The organism is Pseudomonas sivasensis (genome assembly GCF_052938085.1).
Genome location: NZ_CP176442.1, coordinates 391,460 through 409,085, shown reverse-complemented (window position 1 = coordinate 409,085; position 17,626 = coordinate 391,460). Strand labels below are relative to the sequence as shown.

Annotated in this window: 14 protein-coding genes; 9 read left to right on the top strand and 5 right to left on the bottom strand. The window is 60.6% G+C overall.

Annotated features, from left to right (window positions below; translation table 11 throughout):
- Positions 1 to 68 precede the first annotated feature (68 nt).
- Positions 69 to 2,246 carry a malate synthase G gene (locus ACKZ62_RS01950; RefSeq protein WP_447096268.1) on the top strand — a complete coding sequence of 726 codons (2,178 nt, stop codon included), beginning with the start codon at positions 69 to 71 and terminating at the stop codon, positions 2,244 to 2,246.
- A gap of 118 nt (positions 2,247 to 2,364) precedes the next feature.
- Here the strand turns inward: ACKZ62_RS01950 and ACKZ62_RS01945 are convergent, their stop codons facing one another.
- A complete protein-coding gene (locus tag ACKZ62_RS01945; protein WP_032884510.1) occupies positions 2,365 to 2,811 on the bottom strand; it encodes a response regulator in 447 nt (148 codons plus the stop codon).
- 246 nt (positions 2,812 to 3,057) lie between these two features.
- On the opposite strand from ACKZ62_RS01945, the gene ACKZ62_RS01940 reads away from it, so the two are divergent.
- The 8 genes from ACKZ62_RS01940 to ACKZ62_RS01905 all read left to right on the top strand — a co-directional run bounded on the left by ACKZ62_RS01940 (position 3,058) and on the right by ACKZ62_RS01905 (position 12,901).
- Positions 3,058 to 4,980 carry a putative nucleotidyltransferase substrate binding domain-containing protein gene (locus tag ACKZ62_RS01940; protein WP_032884511.1) on the top strand — a complete coding sequence of 641 codons (1,923 nt, stop codon included), beginning with the start codon at positions 3,058 to 3,060 and terminating at the stop codon, positions 4,978 to 4,980.
- A complete protein-coding gene (locus ACKZ62_RS01935; RefSeq protein WP_122754280.1) occupies positions 4,977 to 5,684 on the top strand; it encodes a 3'-5' exonuclease in 708 nt (235 codons plus the stop codon). Before ACKZ62_RS01940 ends, ACKZ62_RS01935 begins: the two co-directional genes overlap by 4 nt.
- Before the next feature lie 983 nt (positions 5,685 to 6,667).
- Positions 6,668 to 7,186 (top strand): RNA polymerase sigma factor, encoded by a 519-nt coding sequence (locus tag ACKZ62_RS01930; protein ID WP_032883939.1) that lies wholly within the window; start codon positions 6,668 to 6,670, stop codon positions 7,184 to 7,186.
- Positions 7,183 to 8,151: a FecR domain-containing protein gene (locus ACKZ62_RS01925; protein ID WP_099601649.1), complete on the top strand. Its 969-nt coding sequence runs from the start codon at positions 7,183 to 7,185 to the stop codon at positions 8,149 to 8,151. The genes ACKZ62_RS01930 and ACKZ62_RS01925 overlap by 4 nt, the downstream gene beginning before the upstream one ends.
- A gap of 157 nt (positions 8,152 to 8,308) precedes the next feature.
- Positions 8,309 to 10,738 carry a TonB-dependent siderophore receptor gene (locus ACKZ62_RS01920; RefSeq protein ID WP_447096267.1) on the top strand — a complete coding sequence of 810 codons (2,430 nt, stop codon included), beginning with the start codon at positions 8,309 to 8,311 and terminating at the stop codon, positions 10,736 to 10,738.
- 63 nt (positions 10,739 to 10,801) lie between these two features.
- Positions 10,802 to 11,905, top strand: a complete 1,104-nt coding sequence (locus ACKZ62_RS01915; RefSeq protein ID WP_032883945.1) for a PepSY-associated TM helix domain-containing protein — start codon at positions 10,802 to 10,804, stop codon at positions 11,903 to 11,905.
- Positions 11,902 to 12,084 carry a hypothetical protein gene (locus ACKZ62_RS01910; RefSeq protein ID WP_032883948.1) on the top strand — a complete coding sequence of 61 codons (183 nt, stop codon included), beginning with the start codon at positions 11,902 to 11,904 and terminating at the stop codon, positions 12,082 to 12,084. The genes ACKZ62_RS01915 and ACKZ62_RS01910 overlap by 4 nt, the downstream gene beginning before the upstream one ends.
- A gap of 187 nt (positions 12,085 to 12,271) precedes the next feature.
- Positions 12,272 to 12,901, top strand: coding sequence for a glutathione S-transferase (locus ACKZ62_RS01905; RefSeq protein WP_032883949.1), 630 nt, complete (start codon positions 12,272 to 12,274; stop codon positions 12,899 to 12,901).
- Positions 12,902 to 13,459: 558 nt separating this feature from the next.
- Here the strand turns inward: ACKZ62_RS01905 and creD are convergent.
- The 4 genes from creD to rloA2 are packed head-to-tail and all read right to left on the bottom strand — an operon-like array spanning position 13,460 to position 17,502.
- Positions 13,460 to 14,833: a cell envelope integrity protein CreD gene (gene creD / locus ACKZ62_RS01900; RefSeq protein ID WP_122763587.1), complete on the bottom strand. Its 1,374-nt coding sequence runs from the start codon at positions 14,831 to 14,833 to the stop codon at positions 13,460 to 13,462.
- 51 nt (positions 14,834 to 14,884) lie between these two features.
- The gene (gene creC / locus ACKZ62_RS01895; RefSeq protein ID WP_447096266.1) at positions 14,885 to 16,324 is read right to left on the bottom strand and encodes a two-component system sensor histidine kinase CreC; all 1,440 of its coding nucleotides are present in this window, start codon (positions 16,322 to 16,324) and stop codon (positions 14,885 to 14,887) included.
- Positions 16,324 to 16,992: a two-component system response regulator CreB gene (gene creB / locus ACKZ62_RS01890; protein WP_032883959.1), complete on the bottom strand. Its 669-nt coding sequence runs from the start codon at positions 16,990 to 16,992 to the stop codon at positions 16,324 to 16,326. The genes creC and creB overlap by 1 nt, the downstream gene beginning before the upstream one ends.
- 9 nt (positions 16,993 to 17,001) lie before the next feature.
- Complete coding sequence (gene rloA2 / locus ACKZ62_RS01885; RefSeq protein WP_032883961.1) at positions 17,002 to 17,502, bottom strand: retropepsin-like aspartic peptidase RloA2; 501 nt, start codon at positions 17,500 to 17,502, stop codon at positions 17,002 to 17,004.
- Positions 17,503 to 17,626 lie beyond the last annotated feature (124 nt).

The window sequence follows — 17,626 nt, the reverse complement described above, 5'->3', positions numbered from 1 at the left end:
ATGCCCAACCGTGCACTACATAATGAAAATCTGAAAAAGCGCATAAGCTCCGCAGAGTGAGGCAAGCAATGACTGAACACGTTCAAGTCGGTGGCCTGCAGGTCGCCAAAGTCCTGTTCGACTTCGTGAACAACGAAGCCATTCCCGGTACCGGCATCACTGCCGACCAGTTCTGGGCCGGCGCCGACAAGGTCATCCATGACCTGGCACCGAAGAACAAAGCCCTACTCGCCAAACGCGACGATTTCCAGGCGCGCATCGATACCTGGCACCAGACCCATGCCGGCCAGGCTCACGACCCGGTGGCCTACAAAGCCTTCCTGCAAGACATCGGATACCTGCTGCCAGAAGCCGCAGACTTCCAGGCTTCGACCCAAAACGTCGATGACGAAATCGCCCGTATGGCCGGCCCACAGCTGGTGGTGCCGGTGATGAATGCCCGTTTCGCCCTCAACGCCTCTAATGCGCGCTGGGGTTCGCTGTACGACGCGCTGTATGGCACCGACGCCATCAGCGAAGCCGACGGCGCCGAGAAGGGCAAGGGCTACAACAAAGTGCGTGGCGACAAAGTGATTGCCTTCGCCCGTGCCTTCCTCGACGAAGCCGCGCCGCTCAGCGCCGGCAGCCACGTCGATTCCACCGGTTACAAGATCGTCGACGGCACGTTGATCGTCAGCCTCAAAGGCGGCAGCAACAGCGGCCTGCGTGACGATGCGCAACTGATCGGCTTCCAGGGCCCGGCGGCCGAGCCGATTGCGATCCTGCTCAAACACAACGGCCTGCACTTCGAAATCCAGATCGACGCCAGCACCCCGGTCGGCCAGACCGACGCCGCCGGCGTGAAAGACGTACTGATGGAAGCTGCGCTCACCACCATTATGGACTGCGAAGACTCCGTCGCCGCCGTGGACGCCGACGACAAAGTGGTGATCTACCGCAACTGGCTCGGCCTGATGAAGGGCGACTTGGCCGAAGAAGTGGCCAAGGCCGGCAAGACCTTCACCCGTACCATGAACCCTGACCGTGTCTACACCGGCATCGACGGTCAGGACGTGACGTTGCATGGCCGTTCGCTGTTGTTCGTGCGCAACGTTGGTCACTTGATGACCATCGACGCGATCCTCGACAAAAACGGCGATGAAGTGCCGGAAGGCATCCTCGACGGCCTGGTCACCAGCCTGGCGGCGGTCCACAGCCTCAACGGCAACAACACCCGCAAGAACAGCCGCACCGGCTCGGTGTACATCGTGAAGCCGAAAATGCACGGTCCGGAAGAAGCCGCGTTTACCAACGAGCTGTTCGGTCGCATCGAAGACGTGCTGAACCTGCCGCGCAACACCCTCAAGGTCGGGATCATGGACGAGGAGCGCCGCACCACGGTCAACCTCAAGGCCTGCATCAAGGCGGCCAGCGAGCGCGTGGTGTTTATTAACACCGGCTTCCTGGACCGTACCGGCGACGAAATCCACACCTCCATGGAAGCGGGCGCGATGGTGCGCAAGGCCGCCATGAAGGCCGAAAAATGGATCGGCGCCTACGAGAACTGGAACGTCGATATCGGCTTGAGCACAGGCCTGCAAGGCCGCGCACAGATCGGTAAAGGCATGTGGGCGATGCCCGACCTGATGGCCGCGATGCTCGAACAGAAAATCGCTCACCCATTGGCCGGTGCCAACACCGCCTGGGTACCGTCGCCTACGGCGGCTGCGCTGCACGCCCTGCACTATCACAAGGTTGACGTATTCGCCCGCCAAGCCGAACTGGCCACGCGCGAGCGCGCCTCGGTGGACGACATCCTGACCATCCCCCTTGCCAGCAACACCGATTGGTCCGAGGAAGAAATCCGCAACGAGCTGGACAACAACGCCCAGGGCATCCTCGGCTACGTGGTCCGCTGGATCGACCAGGGCGTCGGCTGCTCCAAAGTGCCGGACATCAACGATGTGGGCCTGATGGAAGACCGCGCCACCCTGCGTATTTCCAGCCAGCACATCGCCAACTGGTTGCGCCACGGCATCGTCAACGAAGCCCAGGTGATGGAAAGCCTCAAGCGCATGGCGCCAGTGGTGGACCGTCAGAACGCAGGGGACGCGCTGTATCGCCCACTGGCCCCGGACTTCGACAGCAACATCGCGTTCCAGGCAGCGGTGGAGTTGGTGATTGAAGGGACCAAGCAACCCAACGGTTACACCGAGCCGGTGTTGCACCGTCGGCGTCGGGAGTTCAAGGCTAAAAACGGCCTGTAAATGAAAAAGCCCTGATCGAGAGATCAGGGCTTTTTCTTTGGGGCTGTGTTGTGGATGTACGCGGTCAACTGTGGGACGGGGCTTGCTCCCGATGAAGCCCGTGCAGATACCGCAAAAATCAGGAAGCCATCCCCAACTCGCGCTTGACCAGTTTCGCTAACTTCACGCTGTCGATCGGCTTGAGCAAAAAGTCCACCACACTCAAATGCATCGCATCGATCACATCCGGCGCTTCGGCGTCCCCCGACATGATGATGATCGGCAGCGCCGCGCGGGTGGATTCGCGCACTTGGCGGATCAACTCCAGGCCATTGCTCGGTGCCATGCGCAAGTCGGTGATCAGCAAACCGATGGAGCTGCTGGATTTCAACAAATTCCACGCTGCCTCACCACTCTCGGCAGTCATGCAGCGAATACCGTCCAGAGCGAGGATCTCCGCCAGCAGTTCTCGCGCATCCTTGTCGTCATCGACAATCAGCACGCGTTGCGGCGGTAAATCAGGCTCCAGCATCACGGCGCTCAGGGCCTCGCGCTCGGCATCACTCAAAATATCGTGGTCGGACATACGGTTCTCAACAATTTTCATCAATCTCCCAGCACACTCGTCAGACATCTGCGGAAGGGCGATCAATGTGCACTTCGTCGGAAAGTTTGACTAGTGGGTGTTCCACGGGGTTTGGACGATATTCATGTAAGGTTTTTCCCTAGCTCTACGCTGTTTTCATCGACCTAGACTTACGTCCAATGGGCACCTATCGCGTAGGAGTCGACCATGCAGGACGATAACGACAAAAAAACTGCGGTCACTGTTATGAGTAAAGCTGATGCTTTCACGCAGGCGGGTAAAACCGCCGTGTTGCAGAACATCCACGGCACTTTGCAATTCCTGCAACGTTTCCCGCCATTCAATCAAATGGAAAATGCGCACCTGGCATTTCTGGTTGAACAGTGTCAATTACGTTTCTTCGGCCCTGGCGAGAGCATTCTCAAGCCGTCGGGCGGGCCGGTGGAGCACTTTTACATCGTCAAACAAGGCCGCGTCGTGGGCGAACGACCGGACTCGGCAGAAACCACCTTCGAAATCACCACTGGCGAGTGCTTCCCCCTTGCTGCGCTTTTAGGTGAAAGAGCCACGCGCACCGAGCATAAAGCCGCCGAAGACACCTTCTGCCTGCAACTGAACAAGCCCGCCTTTATCAAACTGTTTGCCCTCTCCAGCCCGTTTCGCGACTTTGCCCTGCGCGGCGTCAGCAGCCTGCTGGATCAGGTCAACCAGCAAGTGCAGCAAAAAGCCGTGGAAACCCTAGGCACGCAGTATTCGCTCAATACCCGTCTGGGCGAATTGGCCATGCGCCACCCGGTAATGTGCAGCCCGGACACGCCGCTGCGCGAAGCGGTGACGCTGATGCACGAGCAACAGGTGGGCAGCATTGTGATCGTCGACGTCCATCAGTCGCCCCTGGGGATTTTTACCCTGCGCGACCTGCGCCAAGTGGTCGCCGACGGCACCAGCGATTTCAGCCAGGCGATCGACAGTCACATGACCCAGGCGCCGTTTTTCCTGACCCCGGACCACAGCGCATTCGACGCCGCCATCGCCATGACCGAACGGCATATCGCCCATGTGTGCCTGGTCAAGGACCAGCGCCTGTGTGGCGTGGTATCCGAACGCGATCTGTTTTCCCTGCAACGGGTCGATCTGGTGCACCTGGCCCGCACCATCCGCAATGCGCCCCGGGTGGAGAACCTGGTGGCGATTCGCGGCGAGATTGGCCAGTTGGTCGAGCGGATGCTCGCCCATGGCGCGTCATCCACCCAGATCACTCACATCATTACCCTGCTCAACGATCACACGGTGTGTCGAGTAATCGAGTTGACCCTCGCCGAAAAAGGCGACCCCGGCGTGCCGTTCAGTTGGTTGTGTTTCGGCAGCGAAGGGCGCCGCGAGCAGACGCTGTACACCGACCAGGACAACGGCATTCTGTTCGAGGCCAAGGACGCGGTGGAGGCCGCCGAGATTCGCGGTCGGTTGCTGCCCCTGGCGCAGCAGATCAACCAGAGCCTGGCGCTGTGCGGGTTCAGCCTGTGCAAGGGCAATATCATGGCTGGCAACCCCGAGCTGTGCCTGTCGCGGGCGGAATGGGCGCGGCGGTTTGCGGCGTTTATTCGTGAAGCAACGCCGGAGAACCTATTGGGTTCGAGCATCTATTTTGATCTGCGGGTGGTGTGGGGCGATGAACAGGGGGGCGATTTTTTGCGCCAAAACGTCCTGGATCAGGTCGCAGATAACCGGCTGTTTCAACGCATGCTTGCCGAGAACGCCTTGCGCCAACGGCCACCTGTAGGACGTTTCCGCGAATTCGTGCTGACACGTAAAAGCGGTGAAAAAGCCACGCTCGACCTCAAGGTGCAGGGCCTCACACCGTTTGTCGACGGCGCGCGCCTGCTGGCGCTGGCCAATGGCATCCACGCCAACAACACCCTGGAGCGTCTGCGCCAGTTGGTGGCCAAGGAAGTCATCGAGCCGCTGGACGGCGCCGCGTATGAAGAGGCGTACCACTTTATCCAGCAAACCCGCATGCAGCAGCACCAGTTACAGACCCGCGAGAACCAGCCGTATTCCAACCGCGTCGACCCCGATAGCCTCAACCACCTGGACCGCCGCATTCTGCGCGAATCCCTGCGCCAGGCCCAACGCCTGCAAAGCAGCCTGACGTTGCGGTATCAACTGTGAGTTTATTCGACTGGTTACGTGCGAAAAAACCTGGCCTTGATGCCGCGCAACAACGGCGCCTGGTGCAACTGTCCAAGCCCGCGGCATTGGGCGATAACCCATTGCGTACCCAACGCTGGGTGGTGGTGGATCTGGAAACCAGCGGCCTGAATCTCAACCGTGACCAAGTGCTGTCCATCGGCGCGGTGGTGATCGAAGACGGCGCGGTGGACTTTTCACAGCTGTTCGAACGCACCCTGCAGCGCGCCGAAACAAAGCTCAGTCCCAGCGTGTTGATCCATGGTCTAGGGCCCAGCGCCATCGCCGCTGGCAGTGATCCGGTGGAAGCGCTGCTGGACTTCATGGCATTTGTCGGCGACAGCCCAATGCTGGCCTTCCATGCACCGTTCGACCAGCACATGCTCGGTCGCGCACTCAAGGACAGCCTGGGTTATCGCCTGGCGCATCCGTTTCTGGATGTGGCCGACATCGCCCCACTGCTGTGCCCCGAGGCGCCTATCCGCGAAGCCGGACTGGACGACTGGATAAACCATTTCAAACTGCACGTGGGCGAACGCCATCACGCCAGCGCCGACGCCCTGGCCACGGCGGAGCTGATGCTTATCTTATTCAGTCGTGCGCGACAACAGCAGATCGACTCCCCGAAGGCGCTTCAGGAGCGCTTGAGCCAATGGAAACGGCGCAAGCAAGCGCCCTCTTTCTAACCACTTAATAAATGACCTTTAGGTCAAAGGGCTTTCGTTGTGGTGAGCGGGCTTGCCCCGCGCTGGGCTGCGGAGCAGCCCCAATCAGGCACCGCGTTTCTTCAGTCATAACCCATTGGCAGGTGTTGGGGCCGCTTCGCAGCCCAGCGCGGGGCAAGCCCGCTCACCACGGAAAATCTAGTCACCACAGAAAGCCTGCTCACCAAAGAAAGCCCAGTCACCATAGAAAGCCCCCTCACCACGCTTGAGCCAATGGAAACGGCGCAAGCAAGCGCCTCTTTCTAACCACTTAAATAAATGACCTTTAGGTGAATGAGCTTTCATTGTGGTGAGCGGGCTTGCCCCGCGCTGGGCTGCGGAGCAGCCCCAATCCAGGCACCGCGTTTCTTCAGTCATAACCCATTGGCAGGTGTTGGGGCCGCTTCGCAGCCCAGCGCGGGGCAAGCCCGCTCACCACGGAAAATCTAGTCACCACAGAAAGCCTGCTCACCACAGAAAGCCCAGTCACCATAGAAAGCCTGCTCACCAAAGAAAGCCCCTTCACCATGCTTGAGCCAATGGAAGCGGCGCAAACAAGCCCACTCTTTCTAACCACTTAAATAAATGACCTTTAGGTGAATGAGCTTTCATTGTGGTGAGCGGGCTTGCCCCGCGCTGGGCTGCGGAGCAGCCCCAATCCAGGCACCGCGTTTCTTCAGTCATAACCCATTGGCAGGTGTTGGGGCCGCTTCGCAGCCCAGCGCGGGGCAAGCCCGCTCACCACAGAAAATCTAGTCACCACAGAAAGCCCCCTCACAACAGAAAACCTGCTCACCACAGAAAGCCCACACCACAAAGAGCCCGTCTCACCAGGCAACGCTCATCTACCAATGAGATGTCATTAAGCCTTCAACCCGACGGACGCCAATTGCGCCCATCCCACGCCTCTGACACAATCGCGAATAATTCTCGTTAGTTTAAATCCTTGTTTATTCGGTGATGCCTTGTCGTCGGTCCAGAACCCACACAGTGAGCTTGTTGGCGCGTTGTATCGCGACCATCGTGGCTGGCTGTTGGCCTGGCTGCGGCGCAACGTGGCCTGCCCGAGTCGCGCCGAAGACCTGAGTCAGGACACCTTCATGCGCCTGCTGGGCCGTGACGAGCTGCGCGCACCCCGCGAGCCACGGGCATTTCTGGTGGCGATCGCCAAAGGCTTGCTGTTCGACTACTTCCGTCGCGCCGCCTTGGAACAGGCCTATCTCGCCGAATTAATGCTAGTCCCGGAAAGCGAACACCCTTCTGCGGAAGAACAGCAACTTATCCTGGAAGACCTCAAGGCCATCGACCGCCTGCTCGGCAAGCTGTCGAGCAAGGCCCGCGCCGCGTTCCTCTATAACCGCCTCGACGGCCTGGGCCACGCGGAAATCGCCCAGCGCCTCGGCGTGTCAGTACCCCGTGTGCGCCAGTACCTGGCCCAGGGCATTCGCCAGTGCTACATCGCGTTGTATGGCGAACCGTTGTGAGTGCGATCAGCTCAAAACCGGTCTCGGCCCGTGTGCTGGATGCGGCGATTGCCTGGCAGCTGTCCCTGGATTCCGGCGACGGCAGCGCGGTGGAACGTGAAGAGTTCAGCAAATGGTTGGCCAGCAATGAAGAACACGCTCGCGCCTGGCGCCAGTTGGGGATGCTCGACCAGCGCTTTGGCGTGGCCTCGGGCCCGGCGCGGGCGGCGTTGTTGCAATCGCGTGAAGGTATTCGCCAACGGGTGCGCAAGCTCGGTACTGGCCTGGCGAGTATCGCGCTGGTGTGCGGTTTGGCGTTGTTTGCCGGCGAGCGTTATGTGCCGATCCACTATTGGCTGGCCGACCAACGCACCGCCACCGGCGAACAGCGCACGCTGAAACTGGCGGACGGCACGCAGATCAACCTCAATACCCACAGCGCCATCGACGTACGCTTTGATGAAAAACGCCGGCTGATCGTGTTGCAGGAAGGCGAAATCCTCGTCGAGACCGGCCACAACGACGCGCGCCCGTTCTACGTGCAAACCCGCGACGGCAGCCTGCGGGCGCTGGGCACGCGGTTTATCGTCAGGCGCGAAGACGACGCCACGCGGTTGAGCGTCTTGCAATCGGCAGTCGCGGCGCAGCCGCAAGCATTGCATCAAGAACAGATTTTCAAGGAAGGCCAGCAAGTGCTGATGCGTGGCGACGGCCTCGGCCCAGCGCTGGCCGTCACCCCTGCCACCGACGCCTGGACCCGCGGCATGCTGGTGGTCGACAACGCCCGCCTGGGCGATGTGGTGGATGAGCTCAGCCGCTACCGCACCGGCTACTTGGGTGTGGATAAAAACGTGGCTGACCTGCGCATCACTGGCAGCTTCCCGCTGCACGACACCACCCTTGCGCTCAACGCTCTGCTGCCGACCCTGCCGGTGCGGATCGAGCAGCACACGCCGTGGTGGGTAACGGTCACGGGTAAGCCTTAGGTTCTGGGGTGGCTGGGCTATCGCTATCGACGATTCGACTTGCCCCCGATGAGGCCCTCACACCCACCGCAAAAATATTTTGATCCTGCCCTATCACTTCTCGATTCTCGTTCGGCACATAGGCAATTGCGAATTACTTCCATTCAGGAGCCGCCCCATGTCCCGCACGCTAGACACCTTGTTGCGCCCCAGCCTGTTAGCCGTGGCCATAGCCCTCAGCGCCCCGCTGGCCAGCCCTTCACTGTTTGCCGCCGAACAAGCGTCCAGCGTGCGCGCCTACAACCTGCCGGCTGCACCGCTGGCCACCACCCTGAACCAAATCGCCAGCCAGGCCGGCCTCGCGCTGACCCTCAACCCGTCGCTGGCCGCCGGCAAGACCTCGGCGCCGGTCCAGGGCCAGTTCGATGCACAAGGTGCACTGCGCGAGGCGTTGCGTGGGACTGGGTTGCAATTGGAACAGGGTGGTGTGGGGACGTTTACCTTGGTGGCGATTCCTGAGGGGGTTGTGGCGTTGCCAGAGACCAGCATCATTGGTCAGGGCGATACCGAAAGTGCCTGGGGTCCGGTCGAGGGCTACCTGGCCAACCGCACTGCCGCCGGTACCAAGACTGACACGGCACTGGTCGAGGCACCGCGTTCGATTTCCGTCGCCACCCGCGAGCAGATGCAGGACCGCAACGTCCAGAACCTGGATGACGCGGTGAAGTACATGCCCGGCATCGTCTCCGCCAGCTATGGCAGCGATACCCGTTACGACTGGATGCGCGTGCGCGGCTTCGAACCGACCCAATTCCTCGACGGCCTGCCACTGCCACGCGGCGTTTACGCCAACCCGAAAGCCGAAACTTGGAACCTCGACCGTCTCGCCCTGCTGCGCGGTCCCGCCTCCTCGGTGTATGGCCAGACACCGCCCGGCGGCCTGCTGGATATGGTCAGCCGCCGCCCCAGCGCTGAACAGAGCAATGCGATCCAGGTGCAATACGGCAGCGACAACTACCGCCAGATCAACTTCGCCAGCACCGGCAAGATCGACGATGAAGGCCAGTTCCTTTACGGCGTCAGCGGTGTGGTGCGTGATGCAGGCACCCAGGTCGACCATATCGATAACAAGCGCTACAACATTGCGCCGAGCCTGACCTGGAACATCGACCCCGATACCAAATTTACCTTGCTCTCGCAGTTCACCCGCGACGATACCGGCACCACCAGCCAGTTCCTGCCGATCCAGGGCACCAAAATAAAATCGTCTTTGGGCGAAGTATCCCACCACAAGAATCTGGGCGATCCTGACTACGAGTTCTACGACCGTACCTACTACGCGCTGGGCTACGCGTTTGAACATCGCTTCAACGATACGTGGCAGTTCAAACAAAACCTGCGCTATACCAAGTCTGAGCTGTCGTTCCAGCAATTGACCGTCGGTTCTTATATCTACCAACCAGCTGACGCGGCGGGCAATATCGCCCGTTCTTCGACGAACGTTGACGAGAACATCGGTCAGTTCGCAGTGGACAACAACTTCCAGGCTGACTTAGCCACTGGCGATATTATCCACACCGTGCTGCTGGGCCTGGATCATCAGCGCACCGATACCTCGTTCCGGACCATCTACGGCACCGCATCGAACATCAACATCTTTGATCCGGTCAACACCGCGCCGACCGTGCGTCCGGTCGGCGTGACGCCTTACTACGACTACAACCAGAAAACCGTGCAGACCGGCCTCTATGTGCAAGACCAGATGGCCCTCGACAAGTGGCGCCTGACGCTGGGTGGCCGTGAAGATTGGGTACACCAGGGCACCACGTACTTCAACAAACTAGACGCGACCAATACCGACCGCAGCAAGAACTTCAGTGGCAACGCGGCGATCAGCTATGTATTCGATTCTGGCTTTGTACCGTACCTGTCCTATGCCGAATCCTTCCAGCCAGCGAGCAACGCCAGCACCGACCCGGTCAAATCGTACAAACCCACCGAAGGCAAGCAGTGGGAACTGGGGATCAAGTACCAACCGCCCGGCTCTAATACCTTGCTGAGCGCGGCGGTCTACGACCTGACTCAGAAAAACGTACTGGTAACCCGCACCGGCGCGGGCAACGAGTCGATCACCGACCAGGCCGGCGAAGTGAAGGTCAAGGGTCTGGAACTGGAAGCCGTCTCTGACGTGACCGAGAACCTCAAGGTGATTGCCGCCTACACCCTGTCCAAGTCCGAGGTGCAAACCGGCACCTATAAAGGCAACCGCCTGCAACTGATCCCCAATCAGCAAGCCTCGCTGTGGACCGACTACACCTGGCACACCGGCCCACTGGATGGTTTCGGTATCGGCTTCGGCGCGCGCTACACCGGCAACACCTATGGCGACCAGGGCAACACCTGGACCGGCAAAGCCAATGCCTACACCGTATTCGACGGCGCGGTGCACTACGACCTGGGCCGAATCGATAACAGCCTCAAAGGCGCGTCGGTAAAACTCAACGCTACCAACCTGTTCAACAAGGACTACATTTCCACCTGTGACGGTTCCTACTGCTACTTCGGCGACCAACGCAGCGTAGTCGCCAGCGCCACTTACCAGTGGTAATCGGCTGAGTTAACAACCAAGCCGCCTCCTTGGGGCGGCTTTGGTGTGTCTGAAGGTTAGAAAATGAAAAGCAAAACCATCCGCCGCTGGTCCTTCATCCACACTTGGACCAGCCTGATCTGCACCGTATTCCTCCTGCTGCTCGCCCTCACCGGCCTGCCCCTGGTGTTTCACCATGAGATCGACCATCTGCTGGGCAACGAGCCCACACTGGCGCAGATGCCTGCCGATACGCCGCAGCTCAACCTTGAGCAACTGGTCGCCAAGGCGCAGGCCCATCGCCCCGGTGAAGCCATGCAATACCTGGCGTGGGACGAGGACGACAAGAACGGTGTGATCGCGATCATGGCCGCTACTGCGGGCACTGAGCCCAATTCGTCCCACACCTTTATGCTCGACGCGCGCACCGGCGAGTCGGTGGAGATGCCTTCGGCCAATGGCGGTTTCACGCTGTTCCTGCTGCGTCTGCATGTGGACATGTTCGCCGGGCTGCCGGGCAAGTTGCTGCTGGCGTTCATGGGCGTGTTGTTTGTGCTGGCGATCATCTCCGGCACAGTGTTGTACCTGCCGTTTATGCGCCGATTGAAGTTCGCCACTGTGCGCCAGGACAAATCCACCCGCCTGCGCTGGCTGGATCTGCACAACCTGATCGGCGTGGTCACCCTGACCTGGGCGCTGGTGGTGGGCGTGACCGGCGTGATCAGCGCCTGCGCCGACCTGATCATCGCCGCGTGGCGTCAGGACAGCCTCAGCGCGATGATCGAACCGTACAAGAATGCCCCGCCGCTGACCCAGCGTGCCCCAGCAACGGAACTGCTGACCATCGCCGCCAAGGCCGCCCCTGGTATGCAGCCGGATTTTATCGCCTTTCCTGGTACACGCTTTTCCAGCGAGCATCATTACGCGGTGTTCATGAAAGGCAGCACCCACCTGACCTCGCACCTGCTCACGCCGGTGCTGATCGACGCGAGCACCCTGGCCGTCACCGCCGTTGCCGAACGACCGTGGTACATGGACGCCATGGGCATGTCTCAGCCGCTGCACTTCGGTGACTACGGCGGCATGCCGATGAAAATCCTGTGGGCGGTGCTGGATGTGTTGACCATCGTTGTGCTGATCAGCGGGATTTATCTGTGGATCGTCCGGCGCAAGGCGGGCAAGGCATGAAGCCAAGACAGTCGAGTTTCTGGAAGGTATTTGGCATCCCGCTGGGGATTGGCCTGCTCGGCGCCGCCGGGTTGTTTGCGGCGTTGCTGGGTGATGGGCTGTGGGATTCGTTGAGTTGGGTGGGGTTGGGGATACCGGCCGCCATTGGCATGTGGGCGTTGTTCAAGCGGCGTGGCTGAGGGCGCTATCGGGGGCAAGCCCCTCCCACAGGTGTTCCGTGGTCGTCATGACAACTCGGTCAACCGTGGGAGGGGCGGTGCGACGATTCGACTTGCCCCGATGAGGCCCTCAAAAACACCCGCACGCCCCCTCGCCAGCCACCGCGCAACCCTCTAGGCTAGCCACAGTCAATTTTGAGGTTTGCCCATGTCCACTCCCAGCATGACCTTGTTCCATAACCCCGCGTCACCGTTCGTTCGTAAGGTCCGCGTGCTGCTGATCGAAACCGGCCAGCAGGATCGCGTGGCCCTGCAAGAGTGCATGCCGACCCCGGTCAGCCCGGACGCGCAGGTGGTGCAAGGCAACCCCGTGGGTAAGATCCCGGCCCTGCGCCTGGCGGACGGCAGCGCGTTGCACGACAGCCGGGTGATCCTTGATTACCTCGACCACCAGCATGTTGGCAACCCGCTTATCCCCCGCGACGGCGCGGCCCGCTGGCGCCGTCTGACCCTGGCCTCGATGGCCGACGGCATCATGGATGCCGCCGTGCTGGTGCGTTATGAATCGACCCTGCGTCCGGTGGAGAAACATTGGGCGCCTTGGCTCGACGAGCAGCGCAACAAGATCCGCCGCGCCCTCGCCGAGCTGGAACAGGATGCCATCGCCGAGCTGACCAGCCACTTCGACATTGCTTCGATCAGCGTGGCCTGCGCCCTGGGCTACCTCGACTTCCGTCATCCGGACATGCAGTGGCGAGTCGACAACCCTAAGCTTGCAGGCTGGTACGCCGAAGTCAGCCAGCGACCTTCGATGCTGGAGACCCAGCCGCCGGTCTAGCAAACCGCTCAGCTTTCCTGTGGTGAGTGGACGGTCTGTGGTAGTGGGCTGTCCGTGGTGAGCGGGCTGTCTGTGGTAGTGGGCTGTCCGTGGTGAGCGGGCTGTCTGTGGTAGTGGGCTGTCCGTGGTGAGCGGGCTGTCTGTGGTAGTGGGCTGTCCGTGGTGAGCGGGCTTGCCCCGCGCTGGGCTGCGAAGCGGCCCCAAAACCTGCCAATCGGGTATTGCTGAAAAAACGCGGTGTCTGGATTAGGGCTGCTTCGCAGCCCAGCGCGGGGCAAGCCCGCTCACCACAGACAACCCGTTCACCCCAAAAAACCCACTCACCACAGACAGCCCCTTCATCCCAAAAATCCACTCTCCACAGACAGCCCCTTCATCCCAAAAATCCACTCACCACAGACCGCCCACTTTCCACAGACCGTCCACTCACCACAGACCGCTCACTCTCCACAGCCCGCCCGCTCACCACGCAAACCTCACTCACCACAACAGCGGAAAACAGCGCGTTAATTTTCTCCACCAACTGCGACCGCTCTTGCCGATCCTCTCGTAACCCACTCATTGCACCGCCTCCAGATCAAACGCCAACGGCTCGACCACCTTGCGCTTGCCCACGCCGTACCAATCCAGTTTGCGCGTCAGCACCATCACCGTTCCCAGCAGGCCGAACAACAGCAGCGAGCCCATCAGCAGCGCGTAATCCTCGGCGCTCAACAGCCCGTACAACAAGCCGTACAACGCCGCCAACCCCGCCGAAAACCCCAGGCCGTGGGCGATGCTGCGCAGCACATGGCACACATAAAAGCCGATCAACATCACACAGGCACTCGCCGAGATCAGGTACGCCAGGGCAAAACCCAAGTGCTCGGACAACGACAACAGCAGCAGGTAGAAGAACGCCAGCGCCACACCCACCAAGGCGTATTGAATCGGGTGCACTGCCAGGCTCTTGAGCACTTCGAAGAGGAAGAAGCCGGCAAAGGTCAGGGCGATGAACAGCAGCGCGTATTTGATCGCACGGTCGCTCTTGAGGTACTGGTCCACCGGATCGATGAAGTTCACCCCGAAGCTGCGGCTGTTGAAGTCCTCACAGCTGTTTTCGGACAAGCAGCCACGCAGGGCTTCTTCGAGGTTGGTGGAGAAGAACGAAGTCTGCCAGTTGGCGGTGAAGCCCTGGTCGGTGACCTCACGCTGAGCCGGCAGGAAGTTGCCGATAAAGCTCGGGTGTGGCCAGTTGGACGCGAGTGAGACCTGGCTGGTCTTGCCCACCGGCACCACTTGCAGTTGCTCGGTGCCCTGCAGGCGCAGGTCAAAGGCGAAGTCCATGGCGGCCGGTTTCTTGTTGTCCTGCGCCGGCAGTTCGACGTGTACACCTTCACCCAACCAACCGACCTGACTGCCCGGCGAGAACTCCAGGCGCTGGCTGCCCAGCTCCAGTTTCAGCGCGTTTTCGATACCGCGAATATCGCTGATGCCCACCGCCAAAAACGCCGGCTCAAAGCGGTAATCGGCATAATTCTCGGTGATGCCCCATTGCTCCGGCAGCACAAAACGCCCGCTGATGCGATTGTCGGCGTGGAACAGCCGAGCTTGGTAAATGCCCCGTGCGCGCAGTTCTGTCTGCACCTTGCCGTCGAGTTCAAAACGCTCCGGAAGGAAATACAAACGACCACGCACTTCACGGGTTTCTTCGTAGCGCTTGTTGAGCTTTTCATTGAGCTTCCACTCACGCACGGTCTTGCGATACGGCACCACCATCACCGGGCCGGTGAGGCGTTGGGCGTAGCTGGAGCTGCGTGCGATGTCCATCAGTACGCCGTCGCGCAGTTGCTGGCGGTCGCTGATGATGCCGTTGATCATCAGCAACGGAATCAGCAACAGCAGGATCAGCAGCGCAATCGCGCCAAGTTTGAAAAGCAGGCTGCGGTTCATGGGTCTCTCCCTGTTTTGATGGAGAGAGAGTGGGCCGCGCATGTGGGGGATTTATGTGGGCAATGTGGAGACTGTGTGGAGATGCAGTTCTACGCGCACGCCGCCGGGGACGTTACCGATCTGCAATGCGCCGCCGTGAAGCTTCATCACTTCCTCGACAAAGTTGAGGCCCAGCCCCGTGCTTTTGCGTCCGCTGGCAGGGCGTGGCAGGGAATAAAAACGTTCGCTCAGGCGCGGCAACGCGTAGTCGGGAATCGGTGCGGCCTGGTTGAACAGGCTCACCTGCACATCGTTGTGGTGCGTCTGTGCAGCGAATGCCAACAGGCCGCCAGGGGGGGTGAAATCCAAGGCGTTCTCCAGCAGATTGCCCAGTGCCTGGCGAAGGAGGAAGGGCTCGCCGAACACCTTCACATCCGCCGCAATCGTCTGCTCCACTTGCAAGCCGGCGCCTTCGATCCGCGCACATTGGGCCTTGAGCACGTCGTCGACCAAGGCTGCCAGCGGGATACTCACCTGCTCTTCCAGGCCTTGGCGTTGTTCCACTTGCGCCAGGTTCAGCAAGCGCTCGATCAACTGCTGCAGGCGTGCGCTTTCACTGTCGATATTGCCGACAAAACGCTGCTGCTGCTCGCGGGTCATATCACCCTGCAACAGCTCTGCCGCGCCACGAATCGCCGCCAATGGGCTTTTCAATTCATGGGTCAGGGTGTGCACGTAATGCTCGACGTAGGCCTTGCCCTCCAGTTGCGTGCGCATGTGCTCAACGGCAGTGGATAACTGCTTCAACTCGCCGCCACGGTAGTGAGGCAACTCGGCGCGCCGGCCTTCGCTGACCGCCTCGGCATAGGCCGTCAGCCGTCGTAGCGCGACGCTCAACCACCACGACAACAGCGCGCCCAACAGCAGGCCCAGGATGACTAATCCGGCGCCGTACCACAGCAGGCGCCGCTCAGTGCGATCCACATAAGGCTGCAATGAACTGTTGGGCTTGGCCACGGTGACCACGCCGATGATCTGGCCGTTGTCGCGGATCGGTGCACCTACGTGCATCATTGATGAAGTGGCGTCATCCGGTTGGCTGCGGGTGGAGCGGGCGCCGTATTCGCCGCGCAGCGTCAGGTAAACATCGTTCCATTTGGAGTAGTCCTGGCCCACCGCTTCGCCTGTGGAGTCGAGCAACACGATGCCTTTGGCGTCGGTGACATAGATGCGGTGGTTGACCTGGTTTTTCGGCAGGCCCCAGATGGTCGCGCCCGGCTGACGGTTCCCGTAGGCCTTGAGCAATTCCTGCCAGTGGCTTTGGCCGAGGGTGCGGTTTTTGACGTCATCGCGCAAGATCTCGGCCAACAGGTTGGCGGTGTCCACCAGGGTTTCCTCGGTAGACTGGCGCACGCCGGGGCGGATTTCCTTCATCACCGTGCTGAGCACGAAGTAACCGGTGAAGCCGATAAACAGCGCGTACACCAGGAAAATCCGCAGCCCCAGGCGCATCAGCTGTTGCTCGGGCTGTAGCTGTAGCCCAGGCCGCGATGGGTCTGGATCGGTTCGGCGTCCGCCGCCACGCTACGCAGTTTGCTGCGCAGGCTTTTGATATGGCTGTCGATATTGCGCTCGTAGCCGGCATCCGCCGGTACGCCTACGGCATCCAGCAATTGCTCGCGGCTGAACACCCGCTCGGGTTGTTCAAGCAGGCTCTGCAGCAGGCGGAATTCATGGCGCGTGAGGCTCAGGGGCTGGCCCCGATAGGTGATCTGCATGCGTTCCAGGTCCACCTGGAACACCGCCGGTGCAACGCCGGGGCCGACCCGCTTGAGAATCGCCCTGACCCGCGCCGCCACTTCCCGTGGGCTGAACGGCTTGACCACATAATCGTCGGCGCCGATTTCCAGCCCCACTACCCGGTCGATCTCAGCATCGCGCGCGCTGAGGAACATCACCGGCACTTCGGTGAAACGGCGCAATTGCTTGCAGGTTTCAAAACCGCTGATGTCGGGCAGCCCGATGTCGAGGATGATCAAGTCGGCGGGCGTCTGCCGCTGATGGGCCAATGCCTCCTGGCCGAGGCTCAGCCAGGTGGTGGTAAAGCCCTCGCCTTGCAGGGCGAATATCAGCGTGTCGGCTATCGCCGCTTCGTCTTCGACAATCAGGATGTGGGGCATGGGTTCAAATCAGCAGTCCGGTTTGTCGGCAGTGTACCGACGAGCCGGGTTTACCGCTGCGCCAAATTCACGCAAGGCCTTGGCGCCGATCAGCAACGGATAATTGAAGCTGCTGCGGTCGGTCAGGTTGACCTCGACGGTCCGCTTGACGTTGCCCAGGCACATTTCCAGGTCAATCACCGGGCGCTTGGCGACGCTGGCTTCGTCCTTGTCGTCGTCTTCGTCGGCGCGGCTCTTGATCTTGCTGATGCGCGAGACTTTGTGTTCGTAGACCTTATCGGAGGCGTCCTTGCCGCCGAGACGGAAGCGCACCCAATCATCGCCATCACGGGTGAAGGTGTCGATGTCGCGGGCCGACAGCGAGGCGGTCAGCGCGCCGGTGTCCATCTTGGCCTTGAAGGTTTCGCCGATCTCCGGCAGTTGAATGTATTCGTAGCGACCGTAAAGGGTCGGTTCGGCTGCCATGACAGGCAGCGCAACGAGGGCAAGCAAGGCAAGGATAGATTTCACGTAGGTGGTTTCCTTGAATTAAGTAGGCGGATTCTAGACCGCAAAAGCGACCGTTAGTTAGTCAGCCCAACATACCCGGAACATTGTGAAACATTCGTCCGACGCTTTGCGATTTGGCCTCTAG